Source organism: Chitinophaga eiseniae, from assembly GCF_012641265.1.
Taxonomy (GTDB): domain Bacteria; phylum Bacteroidota; class Bacteroidia; order Chitinophagales; family Chitinophagaceae; genus Chitinophaga; species Chitinophaga eiseniae_A.
Map to the genome: position 1 here is coordinate 465,896 of NZ_JABAHZ010000001.1, position 23,459 is coordinate 489,354.

Annotated in this window: 16 protein-coding genes; 9 read left to right on the forward strand and 7 right to left on the reverse strand. The window is 45.6% G+C overall.

From position 1 onward, the window contains the following. Window positions 1–57: 57 nt before the first annotated feature. From HGH91_RS31475 to HGH91_RS01735, 4 genes are all read left to right on the forward strand, one after another. The gene (locus HGH91_RS31475) at window positions 58–1,980 is read left to right on the forward strand and encodes an ATP-binding protein (protein ID WP_168736729.1); all 1,923 of its coding nucleotides are present in this window, start codon (window positions 58–60) and stop codon (window positions 1,978–1,980) included. Then, on the forward strand, window positions 1,970–2,611 hold the full coding sequence (locus HGH91_RS01725; RefSeq protein WP_168736730.1) for a response regulator: 642 nt from the start codon (window positions 1,970–1,972) through the stop codon (window positions 2,609–2,611). The genes HGH91_RS31475 and HGH91_RS01725 overlap by 11 nt, the downstream gene beginning before the upstream one ends. Window positions 2,612–2,727: 116 nt before the next feature. Next, window positions 2,728–3,153, forward strand: a complete 426-nt coding sequence (locus HGH91_RS01730) for a hypothetical protein (protein WP_168736731.1) — start codon at window positions 2,728–2,730, stop codon at window positions 3,151–3,153. A 31-nt stretch (window positions 3,154–3,184) separates the two neighbouring features. Further along, a complete protein-coding gene (locus HGH91_RS01735; RefSeq protein WP_168736732.1) occupies window positions 3,185–3,796 on the forward strand; it encodes a hypothetical protein in 612 nt (203 codons plus the stop codon). A 65-nt stretch (window positions 3,797–3,861) separates the two neighbouring features. On the opposite strand, the gene HGH91_RS01740 is transcribed toward HGH91_RS01735, so the two are convergent. Then, window positions 3,862–5,943, reverse strand: coding sequence for a DUF748 domain-containing protein (locus tag HGH91_RS01740; RefSeq protein WP_168736733.1), 2,082 nt, complete (start codon window positions 5,941–5,943; stop codon window positions 3,862–3,864). Window positions 5,944–6,084: 141 nt separating this feature from the next. Next, a complete protein-coding gene (locus HGH91_RS01745) occupies window positions 6,085–7,104 on the reverse strand; it encodes a phosphotransferase (protein WP_168736734.1) in 1,020 nt (339 codons plus the stop codon). A gap of 127 nt (window positions 7,105–7,231) precedes the next feature. Here HGH91_RS01745 and HGH91_RS01750 point away from each other — a divergent pair, with 127 nt between their 5' ends. Next, window positions 7,232–7,966, forward strand: coding sequence for an SDR family NAD(P)-dependent oxidoreductase (locus HGH91_RS01750; protein WP_168736735.1), 735 nt, complete (start codon window positions 7,232–7,234; stop codon window positions 7,964–7,966). A gap of 593 nt (window positions 7,967–8,559) precedes the next feature. Further along, window positions 8,560–12,282, forward strand: coding sequence for a T9SS type A sorting domain-containing protein (locus HGH91_RS01755; protein ID WP_211092167.1), 3,723 nt, complete (start codon window positions 8,560–8,562; stop codon window positions 12,280–12,282). Window positions 12,283–12,432: 150 nt separating this feature from the next. Here the strand turns inward: HGH91_RS01755 and HGH91_RS01760 are convergent, their stop codons facing one another. From HGH91_RS01760 to HGH91_RS01770, 3 genes are all read right to left on the reverse strand, one after another. After that, entirely contained in the window at window positions 12,433–13,620 is a 1,188-nt protein-coding gene (locus tag HGH91_RS01760; protein WP_168736737.1) for an exo-beta-N-acetylmuramidase NamZ domain-containing protein, read from the reverse strand. A gap of 48 nt (window positions 13,621–13,668) precedes the next feature. Next, the gene (locus HGH91_RS01765; protein WP_168736738.1) at window positions 13,669–14,055 is read right to left on the reverse strand and encodes a hypothetical protein; all 387 of its coding nucleotides are present in this window, start codon (window positions 14,053–14,055) and stop codon (window positions 13,669–13,671) included. A 70-nt stretch (window positions 14,056–14,125) separates the two neighbouring features. Further along, complete coding sequence (locus tag HGH91_RS01770) at window positions 14,126–15,829, reverse strand: DUF4157 domain-containing protein (RefSeq protein WP_168736739.1); 1,704 nt, start codon at window positions 15,827–15,829, stop codon at window positions 14,126–14,128. A 164-nt stretch (window positions 15,830–15,993) separates the two neighbouring features. Here HGH91_RS01770 and HGH91_RS01775 point away from each other — a divergent pair, with 164 nt between their 5' ends. Beyond that, window positions 15,994–16,857, forward strand: a complete 864-nt coding sequence (locus tag HGH91_RS01775) for an alpha/beta fold hydrolase (protein ID WP_211092168.1) — start codon at window positions 15,994–15,996, stop codon at window positions 16,855–16,857. A gap of 47 nt (window positions 16,858–16,904) precedes the next feature. After that, complete coding sequence (locus HGH91_RS01780) at window positions 16,905–17,498, forward strand: dihydrofolate reductase family protein (protein ID WP_168736740.1); 594 nt, start codon at window positions 16,905–16,907, stop codon at window positions 17,496–17,498. An 84-nt stretch (window positions 17,499–17,582) separates the two neighbouring features. Here HGH91_RS01780 and HGH91_RS01785 read toward each other — a convergent pair whose 3' ends face one another. Both HGH91_RS01785 and HGH91_RS01790 read right to left on the reverse strand, forming a co-directional pair. Further along, entirely contained in the window at window positions 17,583–20,174 is a 2,592-nt protein-coding gene (locus tag HGH91_RS01785; RefSeq protein WP_168736741.1) for a protease pro-enzyme activation domain-containing protein, read from the reverse strand. 211 nt (window positions 20,175–20,385) lie between these two features. Continuing rightward, on the reverse strand, window positions 20,386–20,955 hold the full coding sequence (locus HGH91_RS01790; protein WP_168736742.1) for a hypothetical protein: 570 nt from the start codon (window positions 20,953–20,955) through the stop codon (window positions 20,386–20,388). Window positions 20,956–21,425: 470 nt separating this feature from the next. Here HGH91_RS01790 and HGH91_RS01795 point away from each other — a divergent pair, with 470 nt between their 5' ends. Next, entirely contained in the window at window positions 21,426–23,207 is a 1,782-nt protein-coding gene (locus HGH91_RS01795) for a phospholipase D-like domain-containing protein (protein ID WP_168736743.1), read from the forward strand. Window positions 23,208–23,459: the final 252 nt, after the last annotated feature.

Here is a 23,459-nt window from a genome sequence, read left to right on the forward strand (position 1 = left end):
ATACAAATGTATTTAATTATTACCTTCAACGTCTAAACGGAAATATTTTTCTTGATCGTGGAAATTACCATATTAACCCAAACCTGGCTAAACAAAGTACCAGTCCTGTTTTTTGTAGTCCTGATGGCGCTTTCCCGTCCCTGCCTGGCCCAAAATGAGACAGGTTTCACGGCTTACGGAGAGGTACCGGTAAAAACCCCCGATTCCCTTTTGCGGAAAATACATTTGGCTACCGATATTAAAGCGAAGATAGCGGAAGTGCAGCCCCTGTTGGCCTTTCATGCAGCCCATGGCACTACGGACTCTGTGATTTTTTATGCGCAACAGCTGATTGGCGGTCTTAATCAAAGTGACCTCCCGTCTGCTGATAAACTTTCCAGCCAGGTTTTCCTTTATTTTATGCTGGCCAATGCCTACAGTGAGGAAGGCCTGTACGACGAAGCTTTACGTTTTTACCTGCAGGGCGTCCCGATCGCAGCGTCCCTCAACAACCAGGTCGCCGTTAATGACAACAAACTGGGCATAGCCAACGTATATGCTGCCCGTAAGGAACACGACAAAGCCATAGCAGCCTACCAGGACCTGCTACAACATACCGGCCAGGACGAAAAACTGAAACATTGGGTGTATGAGCGGCTGGGCATCATTTTTCTTGAACAGAAAAACCTGCCCCAGGCGAAGCTATATACCGAGAAAGCACTGGCTTATTTCCAGGCGCAACACGAGGAAAAGAAGGCACTACAGGCGAAACTAACGCTGGGCATCATCGCGGAGTTTAGCCAGCAAACAGAGGAGGCATACACGATTTACAATGAAGTAGAAAACAAGGCGCAGCAGCACCAGTTTTTTGACTTGTACATCAACGCAGGACAAAGGATGGGCGACCTGCTCATTGCCCACAAGGACTATGACAATGCAAAAGCCTTGCTGTCGCTGGTATACGCTAACGCGCTGCAATGGAACGACCTGAAAACACAGCTGAAAGTACTGAACAGCCTGCGTAACGTGCACGCGGTAACAGGTGATTATAAAAACGCCTATGCACTCATGACTCAGTACCTGGGCATTTCCCAGGAGGTATTGAACCGGCAGAATAAAAAAGAGATCAACGAACTCGAAATAAAATACCAAACCGCCCAGAAGGAAAAAGAAATATTGAACAAAGAGAACGAGTTAAACCATCAGAAAACAATAAAATACAGCCTGCTGATCGGTTTTCTTGCTATCCTGCTACCCATCATAGGCTTGCTGTATATGTATTACCAAAAACTGCAGGCACAGAGCAAACTAAATGCTACGATGGAGGAAATGAACCGGCAGAAAATCGCGGCGCTGCTGAAAGATAAGGAACTGGAATTGCTTAAGGCCTCCGTTAGCGGCCAGGAAAAAGAGCGGAAGCGGATTGCGGGCGAACTGCACGATAGTATCGGTGGCAACCTCGCTGCTATCAAACTCCAGCTCTCCAATCAAACTGCCGTAAATAGGTTGGATGCGCTGATCCGGCAGGTCGACGATACCTACCGCCAGGTACGTGACCTTTCCCATGACCTGGTGCCGCTGAAATTTGGTCATACCGGCTTTACCGAACTCATTGCCGGCTATATCCGGCAATTCAACATGCCTGGTAATGCCATTATCACCTTCCAGGCGTTTCCCGGCGATGAAATTGAACGGATCGGAACTTCCCTGAAAGCGGAGATTTATAAGATCATCCAGGAACTGATCACCAACGCCCAGAAACACAGCCAGGCCTCGAAAGTAGAAATACAATTGACCCGGCTGGATGGTACGCTGAAGTTGCTGTTTGAAGATGATGGCCAGGGATTTTCCTTGGAAACAGTGAAATATGGCATCGGATTTCAGAATATCCGGGAGCGGTTGAAATTATTCGATGGCGTATTTTCCATCGACTCTTTCCCCTCGAAAGGCACCGTAATTGACATTGAAATACCTTTAAACCCGGAATGTTATGAAGCATAATATTATCCTTGCCGACGATCATAAACTGTTCCTGGAAGGTCTTATCAGGTTGATAGCACAGGAAAAAGACCTGCATGTACTGTATTATGCGCATAATGGCCAACTGGTCATGAATTATCTTGATCAGCATCCGGATGAGCAGGTCGATCTCGTTATTACCGATATCAGTATGCCGGATATAGACGGCATTACACTGAATAACTATATCAAGGAAAAAAGACCGGAGATCAGCACGCTGGTGGTAAGTATGCACACCGACAGTAATATCATCGATGCGCTTATCCAGAATAATGTCGATGGCTTTTTATCGAAGAATGCGGATTCAGAGGAGTTGCTGGAGGCGGTCAAAACGATCCTCAAAGGCGGGAAATACTTTTCAGAGGCGGTAAAACAGGAATATCTCAAGAGCGTGTTCAACAAGGAAAAGGAAACCCTTGAAATGCTCACTTCCCGCGAAAAGGATGTGCTGAAGCTGATTGCGGAAGAATACACCACCCAGGAAATCGCTGATAAACTCTTTCTCAGCAAACATACGATTGAAAGTTACCGCAAAACCCTCATTCTGAAGCTGAAAGTACGCAACCTGGCAGGCCTCACCAGGTACGCCGTCAAATTGGGTCTTCTCAGCTAACCCCCTGAAAACAGGGGGGTGAATTTCACTGAATACGATGTTGCTGTCCCCGTCGTGCCTGGCTACCTTTGTTGCATAACAAAAGAAACCATCTCGAAACTAAAAAATGCAACATTATGATCTACGGAATAACATTAATCCTGCTGAGCATCATTGCCGTTCCCTCCCTGATTTTATCCAGAAAACCCAATGCAAAGGAATTGTTGGAAAAAGTGGAGCCCTACCAGGGCTGGATAGGGATTATTTTCTGTGGCTGGGGTATATGGGGGCTTGTAATGGCCATTTTAAACGTGGGTTGGCTCACTTCGGCGCCTATTTGGTGGATCACGTTAACCGCAGGCAACTTGGTAGAAGCATGCCTTGGTTTCCTGCTCGGATTTCCCCTCATCAATAAATTCTTCCTCTCCAACAACGAAAAGGCCAGGGAAAAGGCGGCGCGTATCCGCGCACAGGTAGCGCCCAAACAAGGTAGCCTGGGCATACTGGGCATCATCGTAGGCATATGGATGATCGTTGCATCCTTCCTCTTTACCATTGCCTAGCAGTATTCTTTTACCACTTAATTTTCAACCGATGAAAAAAATTATACTGGCCGCCATCATATTGGTGTCGGCATGGAAGGGCCATGCCCAGGAACAGCAAAACCACGCTATCCAGGTGGGGGGCGCCGCCAAAGTAAACCGTGAAGTGGAAGCTTACCTGATCGATTTTTCCATAGCAGCGGAATATGGAGACACGGAAGGCAAGAAGTCTTTCGAAGACCTTAAAAAGAACTTTTTTGCAAAGATGAAGGAAGCTGGTCTGGATGAAAACCAGTTTAAAGAGGATAAAATGGGGTACCAGGCATTGCAGCTTTTCAGGGAAGGCAGTTTATACACGTTCCAAACCCGTTCCCGCGACGAACTACTGAAAGCTGCCAAACTGGCCAACGGCAGCATCATCAATATCACAGGTACCCGGGTAAAGTTCAAGCCTCTGGTGAAAGATGAAAAAGGCTACGAAGCGGCATTCCTCAATAGTAAAGAGAAAGCCGCCATGATCGCAAAAGCAGTCAATAAAAAGCTGGGACCGGTGCTCGCGGTGATGGATCTTACCCAACAGGAAACCACGATGGAAGAGAGTTATTACTTTAAACCAATGGCAGAACAATATATCTATCTGTCAGTCAGTTTCGCCATTGAATAGCCGGCCTTCATTCATTTTTTAACCCTGGATGCTATCTGATCTGCTGCCGATTTGCTGATAGACTATCACTTCGGCAGCAGAAACCCAAACGTAAAACTGGCCTCAATACCCGATAGCAATGATTTCAACAGGTAAAACGACAACGCGCGTGTATGATCAAACTTATAGTCTATTATACCCGTGCGATGGTCCACTGGCAGTGATTTATCCTTGTTTTTGGGAATGATAACATGTTTGAGCATAAACGACGGGAATTTGGCTATTTTCTTTTGTTGTCCTTTTAGTTTGTCTAATACCAGGTTGTGATATTCCCCAACTACCTTACCGCTGGCTTTTTCATCATTGAAACTAAATTGAAACGCTAAATGATTCAGCAGACCGGATTCAACATGAAAATTGCCCAGGTTTTCTGCGGATGGATTCAAGCTGGTTACGTCTAAGTTGTCAATTGTTCCATTCACATTGTAATCTTTACCCGGGGCGAACGGCATATAAATAGCTGCCTTGATAGAGCCGGATCCCATGATAGCGCCTTCCATAGTCAGTTCCATATGATCAGGATCGGATGGGGTAGGGTGATTGATAAACGGAGCCAGGGAAAGCTGCAATTTTTCAAACCGCAGTACACCTGTTTGCAACTTGTCTTTCGGGAATTCTTCATACAACAGTGTTGAGGTAGATAACTTGAAATGTTGTACCCGGATATCAATTGGAATATCCTTCAGGGCTGCAACCGGTAGTGGTTTATACCGGGATAGGCGAGGTAATCTCCTGTCCCGGAAAATATAAAAGTTGCTTTCCTTGATCCATATTTGTTCAGCTACCAGTTTTTGCTGAAGACATTGGCTAACATCCAGTTTGCTGATGGTGATGCCAGAAATAGTCGCATCCACAACATCTACCTGGTGGCCGGATTTTTGCCCCATTTCCATCTTGTTGTATTGCGGAGTAATTCTCAAGGAAGTAGCCTGCAAAGTGCCTTCACGATCAATATTCAGCTGTTTTATCAGGAGGTTTTGGCGAGAGCCGGGGAGGGTAGCATGAATATCTGTCAACGCGCAGGTGAGTGTCTTGAAATGAATACGAGGAAGACTATCTGTTATCCGGATATCCAGTTTATTCATCTCCATATCGTTATGTAGCGCCAATTGAGCGCCCGAGGTGGTTTCGTAAGCAATGGAAGAGCGGCGCATCCTCAATGAATCTGTTCGTATCGCAGCAAGCATTTTTCTAAAGTCAATAAAAAGAGATGACTGTTTGACGGGGGTAGCTTCACTATAGATATTCAAAACAGGATAGCTTAAAACTATTTTTCCCGCCACCAGTTTTTTATCAAACAGTTGCCGGATATCAAAATTGTGTATGGAGATGCCCGCCACACTTGATTCCACAAATAAAGGCTGGTTACCGGTTTTCCTGAAGAAGTCGGCTTTGCTATATTGTGGTAGTAGTTGTAAGGAATCTATCTCCAATAGTCCCTGGCGGCTGTCTATTGTTAGCTGTTTCACCATCAGCGTGTGATAAGCATTCGGTAGGGCATAATTGATGTCGGATAGATTGCTTTTGACAACACCGAAGTGAAAATTGCCGGTGGTGAATGCATCCTTTAGATCGTTGATATTGATGTCATCTATACCAAGGTTTCCTCTTAGCAATAGTTGATGGTCCTCCAGTACCTGGAAAGTGCTTAACTGAAGATGGTTGACAGCAATGCTTTTAAAGGGCACTTGTGCCAACAGCTGCATTGGCGCCGTATCTTTTCTATTCATTAAGTACCGGTCCAGGTTTATTTCTCCATTACTCAGTTTCAAATTATTGATAGATAATGTTCGGTGAAACAACATTGTCAGCAGGTTAATACCACTGAGTTTTACGGCCGGGAAATGAACGGAATGCTGATGTTTACTGTTATCCGGCGTATAAACTATAGTAAGATTGCTCAATGCAAGCGATGACGTGAATAGATTACTTTTGATAGAGGAATAACTAATTTTTAGTTGGGGTGAAAGATGCTGCAGCTTCTCACCGACTGTATGCTGGATGATCCGGTTTACGAGGATGTTGGCGATAATCAGTATAGCGAGTATCCCGATGCCACCGTAAATCAGCATTAACCATTTCCTGGGTATTTTAGATAATCTGCCCATCAGCCTGCCTGGGTACCTATTGGTTCTTATCTTTTACACCCGATGATTGCTAATTGTTTGATGAATATATTTTTATAATGTATTTGGTGCTTTAGATCAGTAGATAACTAAAGGAGGCTGGCAGGCGTGGCAATATGCTATTTAATTACGATGGCGAAGTAACACCAGGGCATCCTCAAACCTCCCCGTACACATCTGTTGCACCGCCTCATTCATCAGCGCTTTACCATACATGAACTGTCCTTCGTAAGTAGCAAGCGACAGGGCGCCGGAGCCAAGTAATGGACCCACATCCTTTAAAAACACGCCTTCCATTTGTTGGTCATGTGCATAGTCTGCGGGCTTAGCCTGGGCAGCCAGTTGTAGCATCATTACCGCATAAATGATCCGGCTGATCTGGCGCATCACATAGAAGCGGGAAATATGATAATCATTTACTTCGCTAAAATATGTTTTCAGGAAAGCAGCTTCCTGGTCGGGACTATAAATGAAAAAGTTGGCTACGCTGGCCAGGTCTAAATACCGGTCATTTACAAACGCAGTGTCCCAGTCAATGATCCAGACAACTTTTCCGTCGCACAAAATATTGGAAGGGTTCAGGTCATTATGACTGAATACCTTGTCGGTATCGTGCCATGGATAAGACGTTTTTATCTTTTCATACTGCTTCAGGCATTCATCCGGTACGGGGCCAGACAGGATATTATTATGGTGGAATCCCGCCAGCAAATGGTCGATTGTTTCCTGCAAATCGCCGCCGGGTACAGCGTAAGGTATCGTGTGTATCTTCTTTACCGCCTCCGCCAGCTTCACGGCCAGTGTTTCGCCGCTGAAGATACTTCTGATGGGCTTATTTTCGACGAACTCACTGATGATGATGCCTGCTTCCTCATTTTTGTAATGCAGGGGCGGAGCAATGCCTGCTGCCGATGCCCGGGCTATTTTCTCAAATGGATCTGCACTGGTATAGGCGTGCGGTATATCGAGTTTCATCACATAAGGACGGTTATCTGCAACGATCTTATATACAGAGGCGGCGGATAACCCACCGGTCAGCAATGTTGCTTCACTGATAACCGCGTTGCCAAATGTGTTTTCAAGAGCAGTAGTTATGGTAGCTGTACGATCAGCTGGAAATATGTTTGAATAATTCAATGACATAGGGACAAGCATTTAAATAGTAATAGTCTGAGCAATTCAACTATTGAGCAAATATAGAAGCATTTTATACTATCGTCCAAAAAGAATCACGGAATGCTTATAGTTCTATTCACTATTTTTGCCCTCTATGACGCTAAATACATCCAAGACCGTCCTTGTACTCGGCGCCAACTCCGATGTAGCAAAAGAAGCCATCATATTGTATCTCGAAAAGGGGTACGATGTAATAGCGGCTTCCCGCAGTACAGCGGAGATAGCAGCGTTTATGGAAGCAAGAAAAGTTCCCGGCAACCGGCTCACCATCTGCTATTTTGATGCTACTGCTTTTGACGATCATGGTAAATTCTACGCCACGTTACCTGCTAAGCCCCATATCGTTGTATATGCAGCGGGCTTCCAGGTAACAAATGAACAGGCACTCGTTGACTGGGAGGGGAGTTATCGCATGATGCAGGTGCACTATGCCGGCGCGGTGTCTATTATTAATCTCATTATAAAGGATAGCGGCAATAATCACCTGGAGCGGATTATTGGGCTATCTTCCCTTTCGGGCGTGCGGGGGCGTAAAAGCAACTTTGTTTACGGCAGTACCAAAGCGGCATTTACACAGTACCTGGCAGGGCTGCGACAGTATCTGTTTGCCAGGAAAGTTATTGTCAATGTGATTGTAGCAGGATATATCCGTAGTAAGATGACCGCCGGGCTTGACCTCCCGGAGTCTTTATTAATGGAGCCTTCGTTTATTGCCCGTGCAATCGTCAATGCCGGTGGAAGTTTCGCGATTGTACCCGGAATTAAATGGAAGTTTATTCACCAGGTATTAAAGTATTTGCCCGAAAGGCTTGCCGCCAGGTTGCCGTAGTAAATATCTCAGGAAACATAATTATTTCTATTCCTTTAATCAGAAATGATATTTATAAAGATCTGATTATTCATCAAAAAAGTAACTAGCTGTCCAATTATAGTGATTTAAATGTCATATCCAACATGCAACGAAATTTCGTATATGCGTAACAGGTATATCTATATATTATTTTTATTTCTCAATAATTTTTCGTAAAATTTGCGCATATTTTCGTCAGTATGGCTGAAATCAACTAAATGGTTTTCCCTCTCTCCGGACCTGTGACCAGTTCTCGATATCCAGGTTTTATATCGCCGTTACTTTCTCTCAAATTTACTCCAATGGAATAATTCAACGCTTTGGGAAAATTTTTTATGGGGTAACTCAACCGCCCCGTGCATGTGAATAATGCAATAGATCGGCATTATCAGGAGTCATTTGCATTCCCTGATGAGGAGTGTATTATTCATCTCCTAAAGTACAAAAACATGAAACTAAACCTAAATCTAAATGAGCAAAATTTACCACTTAATTTAAACAGCGCACGATCAAAGCATTTCTGTACTTTTCCAGTATTGAGCTTTTTCTTCATCTTCCTGCTCTCACTATTTATGCCGGCAAAGATGCTGGCCCAGGCCACCAAAACTTTTGTTGTAAATACAGTAGGTGATGAAAGCGATCCCAATGCCGGTCAAATTGGGGATGATGGAGCATGTGATGTAGACCCCAATACACCGGGTGATCAGTGTACATTTCGCGCTGCTATTGAGAATCAAAATGGTAATCGTAACCTGGGTCAGAACGAAATAAAGTTTGATATACCCAACGCACCAGGTTCCGGTAGTATCGTCATCAAAATAGGAAGCACCGGATTAGGGCCATTGCCCCCAATCCTCGGATCGGTAGTTATCCTTGCCCAAAACAGCGACGGAAGGCGCATTGAACTGGATGGCACTTCAGCCGGAACCAATGCAATCGGCCTGCGCCTACTCGGTGGTAGCTGCCAGATTTCATTCTTTATCATCAACAACTTTTCCTCCCATGGTATCTTTATTTCAGGTACTCCTCCTCCGGGGGAAGGCAGTCACCACATCGAAAGCAATTATATAGGTACAGACGCCACAGGCGCCGTTGCCAAAGGGAACGGGGGAGACGGGATATTCATTGATAATACCGGTGGAAACACCATTGGCGGTACGGGCCTGTCGAGAAATATCATTTCCGGCAACAGTGGCTATGGCATTAATATCCAGGGACTGGATTCATCTCAATTTGGTACCCAGGGTGCATCGAACAACCTGGCAATAGGTAATCTCATCGGTCTTGATATATCGGGCAACAATGCACTACCCAATAAAAAGGGGGGCGTTATTCTTAATAATGCCCCCACCAATACCATCGGGGGAACCGGTGCAAATGAGGGAAACAAAATGGCGGGCGATAGCACCACTAACGGGGTCACGGTCACGGGTAGTCTGACGGATGGCATTAAAATACTAGGCAATTTTATCGGGGAAAATAAAACGGGGGCCAAATTCGCAATAGGCATCGCCGCCAGTGCAAAGCCAATTACCATTGAAGGTAATGTTATCACCGATATTGTGGGCGTAGGTGTTGACTTGTTTGTAAAAGGAGATGGCAGTTATAATGTGCGTAAAAATAGCATTGAAGGCGATATGAAAGTTGGCGCCAAACTGCGGTTCTCAGAAGGCAGAACTGTTCAAATAGTGTATGAAAATAATTTGCACACCAATAACGGCATGGCTATAGATGTGGAAGAATCGGTTAGTGGCAAAATCGACTGGCTCGTTCTTGGAGATACTATGAAGCTGGGACAGGTAGGTGCTAACTTTATCTTCCACTGCTCGGGCAATAAAAATTTCACGAACGGCGTATACAATGCCAATGCAGGTGTTGCCTTTAATTACGTGGCAGATATTAGCCCAGGTGCACAGGTAGCCTTAAAGGCAAGTGGAGAGGCATACAGTGCCAATGGAGCCGAGGGGAGAAAAGGGAAGGTAGTGCTGAAGGGTGGAACAGAATTTAGCTATGCACTCTCCGGCTCATCTGCGGTTAATAACGGGAAAGATGGGGACCGGTTAGATGTGTTTACGGATGCCAATGCGATTGCTACATTCATGTCAACGGACAATAAATTTGCCGTTAACGCTGGTATTGGACTCCGCTGGATCAGCGATGGAAAAAACCTTATTACCGTCCGCGCTTTTATTGAGAGGGATTTATTTGATAAAAATACGCTCGGTGGTATCGAAGTCACCAGCTTCTTCACCGGGAAGAGTATCCTCAATGATACGATTACCAATAACGGAGGCCCTGGCGTATTAGTGGATGGTAACACTATAGCACATATTGAAGGGAATATTATCTCCGGTAATAGTATTGGTATACTAACGAACGACGCTGCAACAGCCGGCATCATCGGTAATACTATTACCGCTAATGGAAAAGGGGTTGCATTGGGCGGAACCGGAACGGGAAGTGAGTTGACTGCTAATTCCATTTTTAAGAACACTGGCCCTGGTATCGATCTGGGCAACGACGGCCCTACTCCCAATGATCCCGGTGATGCAGATACCGGCCCAAACAACCTTCAGAATTTCCCTGTATTAACGGCGGCGGGTAACACAGGTGGAAACGCCAGTATACAAGGTACATTAAACAGCACTCCCAATACTACATTCCGGCTGGACTTCTTCTCCAATGATGCATGTAACCCTTCGGGCTTTGGGGAAGGACAAGCTTTCCTCGATTCTTTTAAGGTTACTACAGATGGAGCCGGTAATGCCGCTTTTACGGCTATATTACCAGGTAAAACGTTTCCTGCAGGTGCTGTCATTACAGCTACCGCCACCGATCCCAATCACAATACAAGCGAGTTTAGTGCTTGTTTGCCAACAGGAAACATACAAACTGCCGACCTGGAATTAACGAAACAAGCTGATAAAACGCAGTACACCGTTGGTGATCAGGTAACATTTACTATCCATTTAATTAATAAAGGACCTGCCACTGCAACGGGCATTGTAGTGACAGATGTATTGCCGGCCGGCATAACTTTCGGCCAGGCAATCCCATCAGCGGGCACCTATGATCACACTACAGGTAAATGGTCAGTCAGTGCTTTAAACAGTGGTCAGCAGGATAGTTTGACGATTACCGGTACCGTTACACAGCCCGGAACTATTACCAATACCGCCGAAGTTACGGCAAGCGATGTACCTGATCCGGATTCATCTCCAGGTAATGGTGTTCCTACAGAAGATGACCAAAGTAGCGTTACCATACAGGTGCTTGTACAAACAGCCGACCTGGAATTAACGAAACAGGCCGATAAAACGCAGTACTCCGTTGGGGATCAGGTAACATTTACTATCCATTTAATCAATAAAGGACCAGGTACTGCACCTGGAATTGTGGTAACTGATGTATTACCGGCGGGTATTACTTTCGGCCAGGTAATAGCATCTGTGGGCAGTTATGATAACATTACCGGTAAATGGTCCGTTAGTGCTTTAGACAGTGGCCAGCAGGCTACACTGACGATTACCGGCACCGTTACGCAGCCCGGAACTATTACCAATACAGCGGAAGTTACGGCAAGCGGCGTACCCGATCCGGATTCGACCCCCGGCAACGGTGTTGCTACAGAAGATGATCAGAGCAGCGTTACCATCCAGGTAGTTCAACAACCTGATATAGCAGAACAGTACAGACTACTTATACAACAGGTAACAGCATTGGTAAACAGCGGCAAACTGACTCCTCAGGAAGGCAAAGTGTTGAAGGGACTCCTGGAACTCTCATTAAGACAGGAATCCAGGGGGAAGATACAGCCTGCCATTGCCGTGCTCAAGGTATTCATCATATTGGTGAAAAACGCTACAAATAGATCGCATCTTACAGATGCTGACAGGAAAGCACTGATTCTTGCTGCTCAAAAGATTATTGATCAACTTAAATCAATGCAGGATCATCATCCGAAATGGTGGAGAGAAAACAATAATGATGAGCTGGGTAATCTGGAAGAGAATAGCGATAAGGAATTAATCGACTTCAGCTTCAATGGAAATTATCCTAATCCATTCAGCAGCTACACCATCATTTCATTTGGATTGAAAGAGCAGCATAGGGTTCAGTTAACTGTTTATGATGCAAATGGCAGAATGGTGGCACGTTTGCTGGATAAAGTAATGCAACCTGGTATACAGACTGTTAACTGGCAAGCTCCGGATCTGCCGGCAGGTATTTACATCCTTCAGTTGAAGATGGATAATTTCACCAAAACGTATAAGATGGTGCATGTAAAACAATAACCGGATAGTAAGGGAAAATAAGGTACTACTATTTATGAACGTTGATAAGGATAAGATAGGCTGGTTAGTTCATTATACTAACCAGCCTAATATTTTAATGAGGGATACTGTTTTATTTAGGGTATCGGCTTGTTTTTGGCCTCGATAGCTTTAAGCATACATCAGATATGGCTGTATGCGCATCGGCCAATCACTGGGCATCACCTGCTGCTTTATCACATTAATAAAGTCAGGTAAGGCCGTTTCAAAAAGCATTTCAGTATTCGATATGCCCGATAATAAATCAAGATGCTTTGTGCCCGTGGGATTTACGTGGGTAGGGTAGGGAGCCCATTGGAAATTTGTAGGGTGTAGCGTTTTTATAATTTTAATCAGCAACCAGCCGGTTGCTACAGGAAGAAAGGAGGCAGGATCTGTGATATGCAACATCACACCATTACATGGTTTCCCGGCATATTTGCCTTCCACCGGTGTAAACACTATCGGGCGGGCATATACGTTGTCTGAAAGGGCCGGTATCATGTCATTAAATAGCCGGGCAGTATCATCGGCCAGCAGCCAGGGGGCACCGGCTACGCGAAAGGGAATGGTTGTTCCTCTGCCTTCACTGCAGTTCGTAGCTTCCAGGAAGCAAAGCCCCGAATATAGCAAGGCCGATTCAAAGGTAGGTATGGCAGGCGATAATGGCACGAACGAATGGCTCCAGTCAGTATAATATAGGTTCCGCTGCCAGTTAACGCAGGGTATCACCTCCAGCTGGCAGTTAATGCCCCGTGAGCTGTTGAAATAACGGGCCAGCTCTCCCAGCGTACAACTGTGCCTTACCGGTATCGACCAACGGCCAATAAAGCTACTGCAATGTGCTTCATCGAGAAGGGGACCTTCTGCCAGGGTTAAATTCCCTGACCAAGGGTTGGGCCTGTCGGCTATGATAAAAGGGATATTAAAGGCTACACAGGCTTCCAGCACATGAGACAGGGTCCACAAGTAAGTATAAAACCGGCTGCCGATATCCGGAATGTCAAATAATACCAGGTCGATATCAGCCAGGTCCGATTGCGACGGCGCCAGTTTATCGCCATACAAACTGGTTACCGGCAGGCTGGTTAGAGGATCTGTTACATTATCTATTGCATGTCCATCGGCGCCTGTTGTATCGAGGCCATGTTCCGGTGAGAACAGTTCCACGATATTAAATCCCTGTTGCAGTAAAGCCGCTCGTGATGGGGTAAACTGCCGGGTAGTAGCCGCATGATTGGTCACCAGGGCAATGCGTTTGCTTTTCCAGGGCGGCTGTTGGGCCAAAAGAACATCGACGCCAAAAAGTAGGTTATGCATGGGAGGATCCTTCATAAAGTGTGATACCATTCAAAAGAATGTATCATACTATAGTGATTGCTTTCTCAGAACAACATTTTCATTGTGGTCGTCATCTTCTTCCAGTATTAATTCCCAATTTATGTTTTCAGCAATCCTGGTTAGCAGGGTGACATACGCGGATTCGTTTTCCGGATTGGATTTTGATCCAGCTATAGCAATTAAATTAATCCACTCGCTGTTAAAATCCTCGTCTCTACCATAATTACCATCCTTTGAATTGACGGCAACGATGTTAATCCATGGGAAATTTTCCAGGTTACCGAATTGCTGATGTCCTGTCCGGCGCAATTTTCCTGTGTTTTCCAAAACGTCGAGCACATCGCTGGTTAATAATCTGCGGCTATAAGTTTCGTTGCCCCGTATCTCGTAGTACCAGTAAAGGTGCGACCACATAATTTTCTAGCATTTAAATAAAGAAATTTAGCATACTTGACGCTAAATAATAGCACAAATTGTAAAAAAATTATGCGTAAAGTTGCTTATACCGGTCACTTAAACTAACCGAAAACTCTTTTTTATCAAGTCCTTTTTCTTTTAGTTTCAACAGTATCCATGATACATTCTTTTGATGTGGACCTGCTATACGTTTTAATACGTCCGGGTCACTTTTGCTTTCATCCAGGATTCTGCCTAAAACAAAGTTGAAATCCTTCGCGGCATTTTCCAGGTAATCTATGCCCTTTGGAGAACCGGCTTTCAGTAGCTTATCTATATCGGCAATGCCTTCGGGTGAAGTCCAGGCGGAGCTGTTGGCAAAAATAGATGCAAAATTCTCCCTGCTGGCTTTTAATTCTGGCGTATTGCCTTCTGTAAATTCTACAGGCGCTACCTGGTCAATAAATGCTTCTTCCTCGAAAGGATTCACTAAAGTAGTGAATCCCCATTTTACCACGCCCCAGTACTCCTTGGGGTACTTGCCGGCTTTATCGGGATCAACATCCACGGAGGTCTGGAAAGAAAACACCGATGGCTTACCACTTACGGGGAAGTCATGTAAGGCTGTTTCCTTTATCTCTTCAGGACCATCATTATATCCCGGGAACTGGTCTATTTTAATGACTTCGGCATCGGCACCAGGTTTTTGATGCAGCAAATTGTAGAAATTCCTGACGGTATCTGTTTTGCCCATCTGGATGGTGTCCAGGGGATCATCCCACTTACCCCGTCTTTCTGCGTTGTAAGCCATTTCTACATTGGGTTCGCCGGCTTGTTCCCTGGGTTTAGTATGTGTATAGAGAAGGTCAATAAAATGTTGCTGAGGCGATGCATTCCGTACCATATTTTTTACCGGATTTTCGCCTTCCGTCTCCAGGTTGGTTTCCTTTATTTCCGGAGAAGCTTCCTCCTTTTTTTCTTTTCCTTCGTCGCTCTTAGGCATAAGTCTTTCCATGTATTTGGCTTGCTCGTTATCATTCGTTCTCAAAGAGGCAATCTGCACCAGTTCAATTTTGTATGCTGTGTACCCGCCCGATAATGGGTAAAAAGAGATATAGCCATACATACCAACTGACGAGCCTTTGCGCATTTCTTCAAAGTGGATCGATAGCTTTCCTTTTTTGGGGAAGTTGTGCGCCCCTTTAATTTCTTTTTTGGCCTGGATAACGCTGCTGCCGGTAGTTTGCTGCTTCATCGATAGTGGGGTGCCGGCGTCATTTAGTGCAACTGCCTTTTCTCCCATAATATCCGCTTCACTTTCAAGCGAGGGGTCATCATTGATCATAGCGCCTTTCATCTGTAAATTGGCGGATACCCTTCCTTGCTTTTGCTGCACCACATGCCAGGCCTCATGCGGCAAATGCTTTTCCTGTCCCGGTCCAATATGTATATCATTGCCCTGTGCATAAGCGAAAGCCTGTAACTGCGCTGGTTTATCAGAGTTGTAGTGCACCTTTACATCGTCCATCGAAAAACCAGAAAGATTTTCAATTCCGGTTTTTAACTGATCAGGGAGCCCCGAATTATTTGCCTTTAATTGAAATGGTTTTGCACTTGCCCTGGCAGGCTCATCTGAGCGGACTTTCATCTGAGCGGGTTCATCCTCCTGGTGGCTATCCCGTTTTTTCTGAAGCGGCTGAACCGCAGGTATGGCCACTCCCATCCGATTCCGCGTAGGTGCTGCAGCTGGGGAAGCAGGTGTGGACTGAGGGTTTTTACTTTCCTGTAACATAGATAGTATATGGAATAAGTGACCGGTTAAATAAATATACAAAATCCCAGAGATTTTTGACGGAATTCACCCCTCAAGTTGACGCTTTTGCACCGGGTCAAATTCTGAAATGAGTTTCATCTTTGTGTTGTCAAAGAAATTCAAACTAAAATTTAAATAACGTCATGAAAAAACTATTCAATCCTCTTAAATCAATATTATTAATTGCCACCATTATGTTTACAGCATCGCAATCGAACGGACAAATCAAACCTTCTCAAAGTGGCTATGCACCTGTTAATGGTCTCAAAGTTTATTATGAAGTATATGGCGAAGGCAGGCCACTCATTTTACTACACGGCGCTTTTATGACTATTGGTACCAACTGGGGCCAACTGATCCCTGAGCTGTCAAAAAACAGGAAGGTAATTGCCATCGAATTGCAGGGACATGGGCATACACCGTTTTCAGAAAGAAAATTATCGCCTGCTACTTTGGCCAGTGATGTGGAAGGCGTAATGGATTACCTGAAGATTGACAGCGCGGATGTAGCAGGATATAGCTTTGGCGGCGCAGTAGCATACAAGTTTGCGATACGAAGTCCTAAACGGTTAAGAAAATTAGTCATCATTTCTGCTACTTATAAAAGCAGCGGTTGGCTTCCCGAAATAAACAGTGCGTTTAAGCAAATGAAGCCTGAACTTTTTGCAAACACGCCTATGCAAACCGCATACGATGAAGTAGCTCCCGATAAAACAAAATGGACAAAGTTCTTAGAGCAGATGATTGCTTCCGCGGCTGTGCCATTTGACTTCGGCGACGCCAATATTTCGAAAATTGCTGCACCGGTGTTAATCATATCCGGCGACAATGACGGACTGGATAAAATGGAGCTGATAAAAACATATCAATTATTGGGAGGCGCTGTTGCTGCCGATATGGGCAAAATGCCCGCATCGCAATTGGCCATTGTTCCTGCACAAAGCCATGTTACCTTAATGATGCAGACAACCACCATTCTGAACTACCTGAACGATTTTCTGAAATAAACTGTATCGCATAATAACTTTTATCTTAATTAGAAAAAGCGAATAACATGAGAAAAATAATTGTATTATCGATGATTACGCTGGATGGTGTTATGCAAGCACCCGGCGGCCCCCAGGAAGATATGTCAGGCTGCTTCAAATATGGCGGCTGGACTGCACCTTATGGTGATGAAGATTTTGGTAAAGTGATGATGGAGGAGTTGAAGCAAACGGATTATCTGTTGGGTAGAAAAACGTTTGATATTTTTGCAGGCTACTGGCCTCACCATGCCGACTTTTGGCCTGGCATCAATGAAGGCACCAAATACGTCCTGTCGCAGACCATCGGGAAATCAGACTGGAAAAATACCGTGGTCCTCAAAAATCCGGCAGATATCGAAAAGCTGAAACAGTCAGACGGCGCGGACATCCAGGTGTGGGGCAGCAGTCAGCTCATTCAGCTGTTGTTGAAACATGACCTGGTAGATGAACTCCGGCTGAAAATTTACCCGTTGGTGCTTGGCGAAGGAAAGAAGCTGTTCGGCAATGGCGCGATCCCGGCGGCATTTGCATTAACAGAAAGCCTGGTCACCTCAAAAGGAGTGATCATAGCCAGCTACAAACGCGTGGGGGAAGTGGTGACAGGGGATCTTACCATTTGAGCCCAAACTTAGCCACCGGGCTAGCCACCACCAAATCTATCCGGTTTTACCCGGGAAGATCTGGTGGTAGCGGTTTACAGAGGATTAGTAATACCGGCCTCCCACATCAAACCAACCTGAAAAGGCGTGGCGGTAAGCTGCCTGGTTGAGATATACTTTCCCATCGTGTCCTTTCATAAAAACGAACAGGCTTTGTCCTATTGAAGTGGCCGTAGGCGCCGCATCGGTGGTGCCGCCACCCTGCAATTCGAACCAATCGCCAAAGGAATGACCAAAGTCGGCCTCATTTTTATAAATTTTCCCATCAAGTCCTTTGACAATCACATATAGCGTATTATTGATCGTAGCTACTGCGGGTGCGGCATCCGTCAGGACAGTGCCCGGCACCGGGAACCAGTCGCCGAATGAATGCCCTTTGTCAGCTTCATTCTTGTATATTCTTCCATCGAGTCCACGGATAAACACGTATATGGTTTTCCCATGAGTGACTACCGCCGGAGCCGTATTGGTTTGTATGGTGCCCGGTACCGGGAACCAGTCGCCAAAGCCATATCCGAAAGTGGCTTGATTTTTATATACTTTGCCGTCCATTCCCTTTATAAATACATACACCACATTGTCGATAGAGGCTGCGGCAGGCGCCGCGTCTGTAGTGCCATGGCCCTGTACTTCAAACCACCCGCTGTAGTCGTGCCCAAACGCTGCCTGGTTCAGATAGATCCGGTTGTCAAGGCCCCGGATGAATACAAATAGACTGGATAGTATGCTGGCGCAGCCAGGTGCTGTATTGGTTCTTCCCTGACCGGCCAGTTCAGACCAGCCCCGAAAGGCCTCTCCATACTTTGCTTGGTTAAAGTAGATACGGCCATCCATGTCTCTCGCATAATCGAAAACAAAATTGTTGAGAGACGTAGCTGCGGTGGGCACGTCGGTATTGAATGGGATCCCAATTGCCAGTGCGTTTATCAGGTTGATGCCGTTAGGAGTGCCCCAGCCTGTACAGAGATCATAGCCCGGTACGGCGCGGTATAGGCTGGGGTTGCGTGATGCATTGCTACCGGTAGTAATATCGTGGAAGCAGCTACTGTAATACGGTCGGCGGCCTATCGCATAAAGCGCGGGGTTAATAAATCCTACAGGGGCTAGATGATTGATGGCCGCCTGTTGATTTACCAGGGCGGTAAAGCCGGCCCATAATGGGGTAGATGCGCTGGTACCGGAGGCGTTGACCATCTTCCCATTATTGCAGATGACGAGGATATTGGTGGCCACCATCGATACATCAGGGCAATTGCGCATAGTGGTAGAACCGAGGTTGGAGGAAACATCCATGCCCTGCTGCCAGGAGGGGATCGTAAACCATGGGCTGGGGCCACCACCACTCCCAAACCAGGTGGTTTCAGATGACCAGGTACCATCGAGACTCGCCGTGGTTAGCTGTGTACCTCCTACGCTGGTCACGTAGCTATAGTCTCCCGGGGGAAAGGGGAGTATATCCGTTTTAGAGCCGGGAGTATAGGTGGTATAAGCGCCCTGGTCGCCCGAATACCCGAAAAACGTTTGCCCTTGTGCCGCCATCTGCTGAAACGACTGGTAAACACTGGGATCATAGACCACGGAATAGGAGGTACTGATTTGATGAGGGAGTTGTTCCCCTTTTGTAGGGTTGGCCATCTCGTTAAGTACTTCATCTATGTTGGGGGAGCTGTACCGGATGCCATATATATTGAGCGTAGACATACCCGGCGCCATCGCAATAGCCAGTTCCATATCCATGGAGGTTTCCAGGTTGCCAAACCCGGTAGTGCTGGGCGTACCGGTAAAGCCATTCAGGTAAACATTTTGTATGGGCACCGCCGGGAAACCGGAGATTGTTTCATAGTTGCTGATATCGCTGGGATAGTAACCGTCCAGGGACAATAGGCCCACTACCTGTCCGGCTCCATTCAGGGTTATGCCCGGTGCATAGGCCGTCCTGAAATCGTTGCCGCTAAAGGCGCCTCCCGGACCCCGGCCAGCTTCTCCATCGGGTGCAGAGGGGCCATTCGTTTTCATATCCTTTTCATTTAAAATAGGCGTACTTCTCAATGTAATGCGGGGTTGTGCATAATCATCAAGTCCGCTTATATGCAAAATCGGCAGCGAGCTATCAATAGATGGTTCGGTGTTGGTGGCATAAAAGCTCCTGTTTTCCGTGGGGTGTTTATAGGTTTGTAATTTTACCCGCAGTGCCTTTTCAATATTGGCAACAGAAGCCGATACCCTTACCAGCGTTCGGTTGGGTTGCGTATTGACGACAGAAAATTTGCAGGATTTTGCATAAGAAAGTACCCGCTGATAATCTGCTTCTGTAGGCGCAAATTGTTCATTGAACTGCTCCGGCGTCAGGAAATGCCGGTAGGACTTACCGAATGGATCGTAGAGGTCGTGCAGCAGGGTATTTAATTCCGGCTGGTTGCGCAACGGCAAAGAGATGACCAGTTCTATGTCTTTTGACGCGGCCGGGCTGCCCACAGGCTTTAAATGTGAAACAATCAGCGGCACGTGGCCTGTTAATTTACGCTCCTGGCCCATACAAGGGAGCCGTAAGAGAGAGAAAAAAGCCGCTATTAACAGCGGGATGAGTAGTCGGGTAGGATAGCTAACTACCATGGCGAGGCGCCGTGTTGCTTTCATAAGATGTCATTTTGAGGTTTGATGATGTTGAGTGGTATATTGAAATACTTTTGAGGAAATGCCTTTTGGGGGATAAGGGTAATAATCTGTTGTATTTGATTTAAGATGTTGGAATAACAATGTTAAATGAACTTTGGTTCATAGAAAGGCATATAAAAGCCCGGCAAAGTGTTTTGCCGGGCCAGGTGCTTATATGGTAAGCCACCACCTCTTATTTCTTCATCATTGGCGGCATTTTGGGTGGAAGCTGCGCGTATTGATACATCAGATTCACTTTCCCATTTTCATCAAATCGCCATGTTTCTTGTAGTTCCCTGGCCATCTTTTTGCCCTGGGCGTCTGTTGAAATCTCCCGGGTCCATATGACTACCCAGTTTTCCTTTTTGTCATTGCTTCTGAGAGGTACCCAGGCATGAATAGAATCAACCACAGTACCCATTTGTCCTCTCATCTTTTTGGCAATAACAAAGAGACTGTCCCGGCTACCCGCAAACATATTACCATCTGCAAAAAACATGGTGTCATTTTCCGCAAAGGAATTCCTTGAATTGTCGAGGGTGTTGTTGTCCCAGTTTTGGTACAATTCAAGCAGTGTTAGTGAATTTTTGGCAGGACCGATCTCAAAATCTGAAGAATAAGCCGCCATGTACGGATATTTCAGCATTTCCTGTTTCGCCGATTCAGAACCGGGTGTCTTTACAGCTTCCGTTTCTGATTTGTTAGGGCTGGAGGTACAGGCTACTAAAAAAGCAATCGATACGAAAAGATACATCGTTCTCATAAAAATTGTTTTTATAATAATAAATAATAGATCAAGTCAAAGACGACGACTGGCAGGGTGAAGGATGGGGCTCAATATTGCATTCTAAGGTAAGATTTTTTTATGGAAAAAAATAAAATTTATGGCCGATATTATTGAATATCAGTCTCTTTAATAAAGAGAAGGGTTTAGTCATCTTCATTGCCCCTCCCTTAAAAATTAATGTGCCATTTCACCAATTAGTTATAAATTGGTGCCAGTATCCATCTTCTATACCATAGGTACGGATTTGTCGTAAAACGGATGAAATATAGCACCACTGAAAGGAACAAGCAGTCATCACCTCAAAAAACCAGTCTACATAAGTACCCCAATGCAATCCTGAGCTTACTAAGCATTATACCTAAACTGATAGGAAATACCTGTCCGTGATTCGTATGTCATGTCCTGATGATCATCATTCGATTTATTAACTCCTTAAAATCTCTTTTATGTACGCACAAGCTTACGCCAACAACGACCTGGCGTTTATCAGATGGTCCTATGATCAGAAAATTCCCCAATGCCTGGGTTTTTGCCTGGAACGGATCGACAAAGCTACCGGAGTAGCCACCATACTTCCTGCCTGGGTGGGTTTTGAAAACCAGAAAAACGAACAGTGGAAGGCCCGGGATACAAGTATCTGGCCTGTTCAGAAATTCAACTGGCGTGATTTTACAGCTACCAGGGGAAAGACTTACAGCTACAACGTTATTCCCATGGTTGGCACTCCCGGAAACCTGAAACAAATAACAGATAAATCGCTACATCTGCATACCAATGAAGTGACCCTGTCGCCCGGCAGTGGCAACATCAAAGCTTATTTCAACAGGGGGATTATTTCCACCCAATCGGTGTCGCATGCCATTGAGGGACCTAATCATACACCCAGCAGTCCTAAGTTGATGACCAGCATTCAAACACCGGGTAATGAGCTGAGAGAACGCCTGATGGGGCAGATTAAAGACGCCCTGATGGAAATCATCCAGGAAGTGAAAACAAAAGGAGGGGAGTGCTATGCGGCGTTGTATGAACTGAATGATCCGGAGCTCATAGATGGCTTATTAAGCCTTGGAAAGAAATTACACATCATCCTGTCGAATGCCGGCGCTAATGGCGACGATGATCCCAATGCAAATGAAGATAAACTTCCGGAAGATCAAAGGTCTTCCCGTAGAAGATTGCACGACGCAGGTATCGATATTACCGACAGGATATTGGGCAACGGACATATCGGCCATAATAAATTCCTCGTGTATGTAAATAGCCAGGGGAAAGCAGAAAGAGTATTGTCCGGAAGTACCAACTGGACATATACCGGCATGTGCGCGCAAACTAACAATGCTATTCTCATTACCTCTCCGGAATTAGCTAAAAGCTACCTGGACTACTGGAAAGCACTGAAGGCAGACGATGCCGAACAAGGTGCTGACTTCCGGACAAACAATGACGAAGCACATCCTGTTAACATCGCTCCTACAAAAATTGACCTCTGGTTTTCTCCTAATACCACCAAGAAAACAAAGCCTGCCAGCAACCCGGCGGCACCTGGTGATATGGCGGAGGTGTTTGAGCTGATGGAAAAAGCGCAAAAATCAATTCAATTCCTCGCCTTCCAACCCGGCTCGCCCAGCATATTAACCAAAGCGTTGGAAATTCAACAGGCTAATCCTAAGTTATATATTCGCGGCGCCGCTACCGATGCCAAGGCTGTCAGCGACTATAATACCAGTTTGCTCGCCAACGAATCAAATAAGATAGATACCGTGGTGGCAGCGTCAAATATAAAAGACCAGTTTGCTTACTGGGAACAGGAATTGCTGAAGTCCTCCAATTTTGCACATGCTATCATTCACGATAAAATTGTGGTGATCGATGCTTACGGTGACAACCCGGTAGTGATTACCGGCAGCCACAATTTAGGCTACAAGGCATCCTACGCCAATGATGAAAACCTGCTGATCATCAAAGGCAACAAAGAGCTGGCAAACGCTTATGTCGTACACGTAATGGACGTATACGACCATTACCGGTGGAGATATATCCTGCAGAGCAGTCCATCCCTGGCAGATGCCTATCATGGTCTGAAAACGACGGATGCGTGGCAGGATTGGTACTTTAAGCAAGCGGCTAAATCGAGCTCCCAGACTGAGTCTAAGCCCAAATCTACGCCTAAGCCTAAAGCCAAGCCTGCACCTAAGCCTAAGGCCAAAAAGGCAGCAAAAGCAGAATAATTAATTACAGCGTATGTTCATTTGAAGATCGCGAAACGTGATACATTCCTTTGGGATGTATCACGCTTTTTTATGAATATTACAGCGATGAAATTTCTTTCCAGTTAGCGGCCCATCAGTATTCGCTGTATAAACCCATTTCTTATCAGGAGCAATAGGCGTTAAGGCCGCCAGATTGAATATTTCAAAGCCGCAAACTCCGCCGCTTTTAATAAAGGAGTTTGTTAGCGGAGCTACCCAGGATTGATACAG

Coding starts and splice junctions, on each gene's coding strand:
- HGH91_RS01735 (WP_168736732.1), top strand. CDS start 3,185: ATGAAAAAAATTATACTGGCCGCCATCATATTGGTGTCGGCATGGAAG.
- HGH91_RS01785 (WP_168736741.1), bottom strand. CDS start 20,174: ATGAAAGCAACACGGCGCCTCGCCATGGTAGTTAGCTATCCTACCCGA.
- HGH91_RS01780 (WP_168736740.1), top strand. CDS start 16,905: ATGAGAAAAATAATTGTATTATCGATGATTACGCTGGATGGTGTTATG.
- HGH91_RS01795 (WP_168736743.1), top strand. CDS start 21,426: ATGTACGCACAAGCTTACGCCAACAACGACCTGGCGTTTATCAGATGG.
- HGH91_RS01760 (WP_168736737.1), bottom strand. CDS start 13,620: ATGCATAACCTACTTTTTGGCGTCGATGTTCTTTTGGCCCAACAGCCG.
- HGH91_RS01740 (WP_168736733.1), bottom strand. CDS start 5,943: ATGGGCAGATTATCTAAAATACCCAGGAAATGGTTAATGCTGATTTAC.
- HGH91_RS01730 (WP_168736731.1), top strand. CDS start 2,728: ATGATCTACGGAATAACATTAATCCTGCTGAGCATCATTGCCGTTCCC.
- HGH91_RS01750 (WP_168736735.1), top strand. CDS start 7,232: ATGACGCTAAATACATCCAAGACCGTCCTTGTACTCGGCGCCAACTCC.
- HGH91_RS01765 (WP_168736738.1), bottom strand. CDS start 14,055: ATGTGGTCGCACCTTTACTGGTACTACGAGATACGGGGCAACGAAACT.
- HGH91_RS01790 (WP_168736742.1), bottom strand. CDS start 20,955: ATGAGAACGATGTATCTTTTCGTATCGATTGCTTTTTTAGTAGCCTGT.
- HGH91_RS01725 (WP_168736730.1), top strand. CDS start 1,970: ATGAAGCATAATATTATCCTTGCCGACGATCATAAACTGTTCCTGGAA.
- HGH91_RS01775 (WP_211092168.1), top strand. CDS start 15,994: ATGAAAAAACTATTCAATCCTCTTAAATCAATATTATTAATTGCCACC.
- HGH91_RS01770 (WP_168736739.1), bottom strand. CDS start 15,829: ATGTTACAGGAAAGTAAAAACCCTCAGTCCACACCTGCTTCCCCAGCT.
- HGH91_RS01745 (WP_168736734.1), bottom strand. CDS start 7,104: ATGTCATTGAATTATTCAAACATATTTCCAGCTGATCGTACAGCTACC.
- HGH91_RS01755 (WP_211092167.1), top strand. CDS start 8,560: ATGCCGGCAAAGATGCTGGCCCAGGCCACCAAAACTTTTGTTGTAAAT.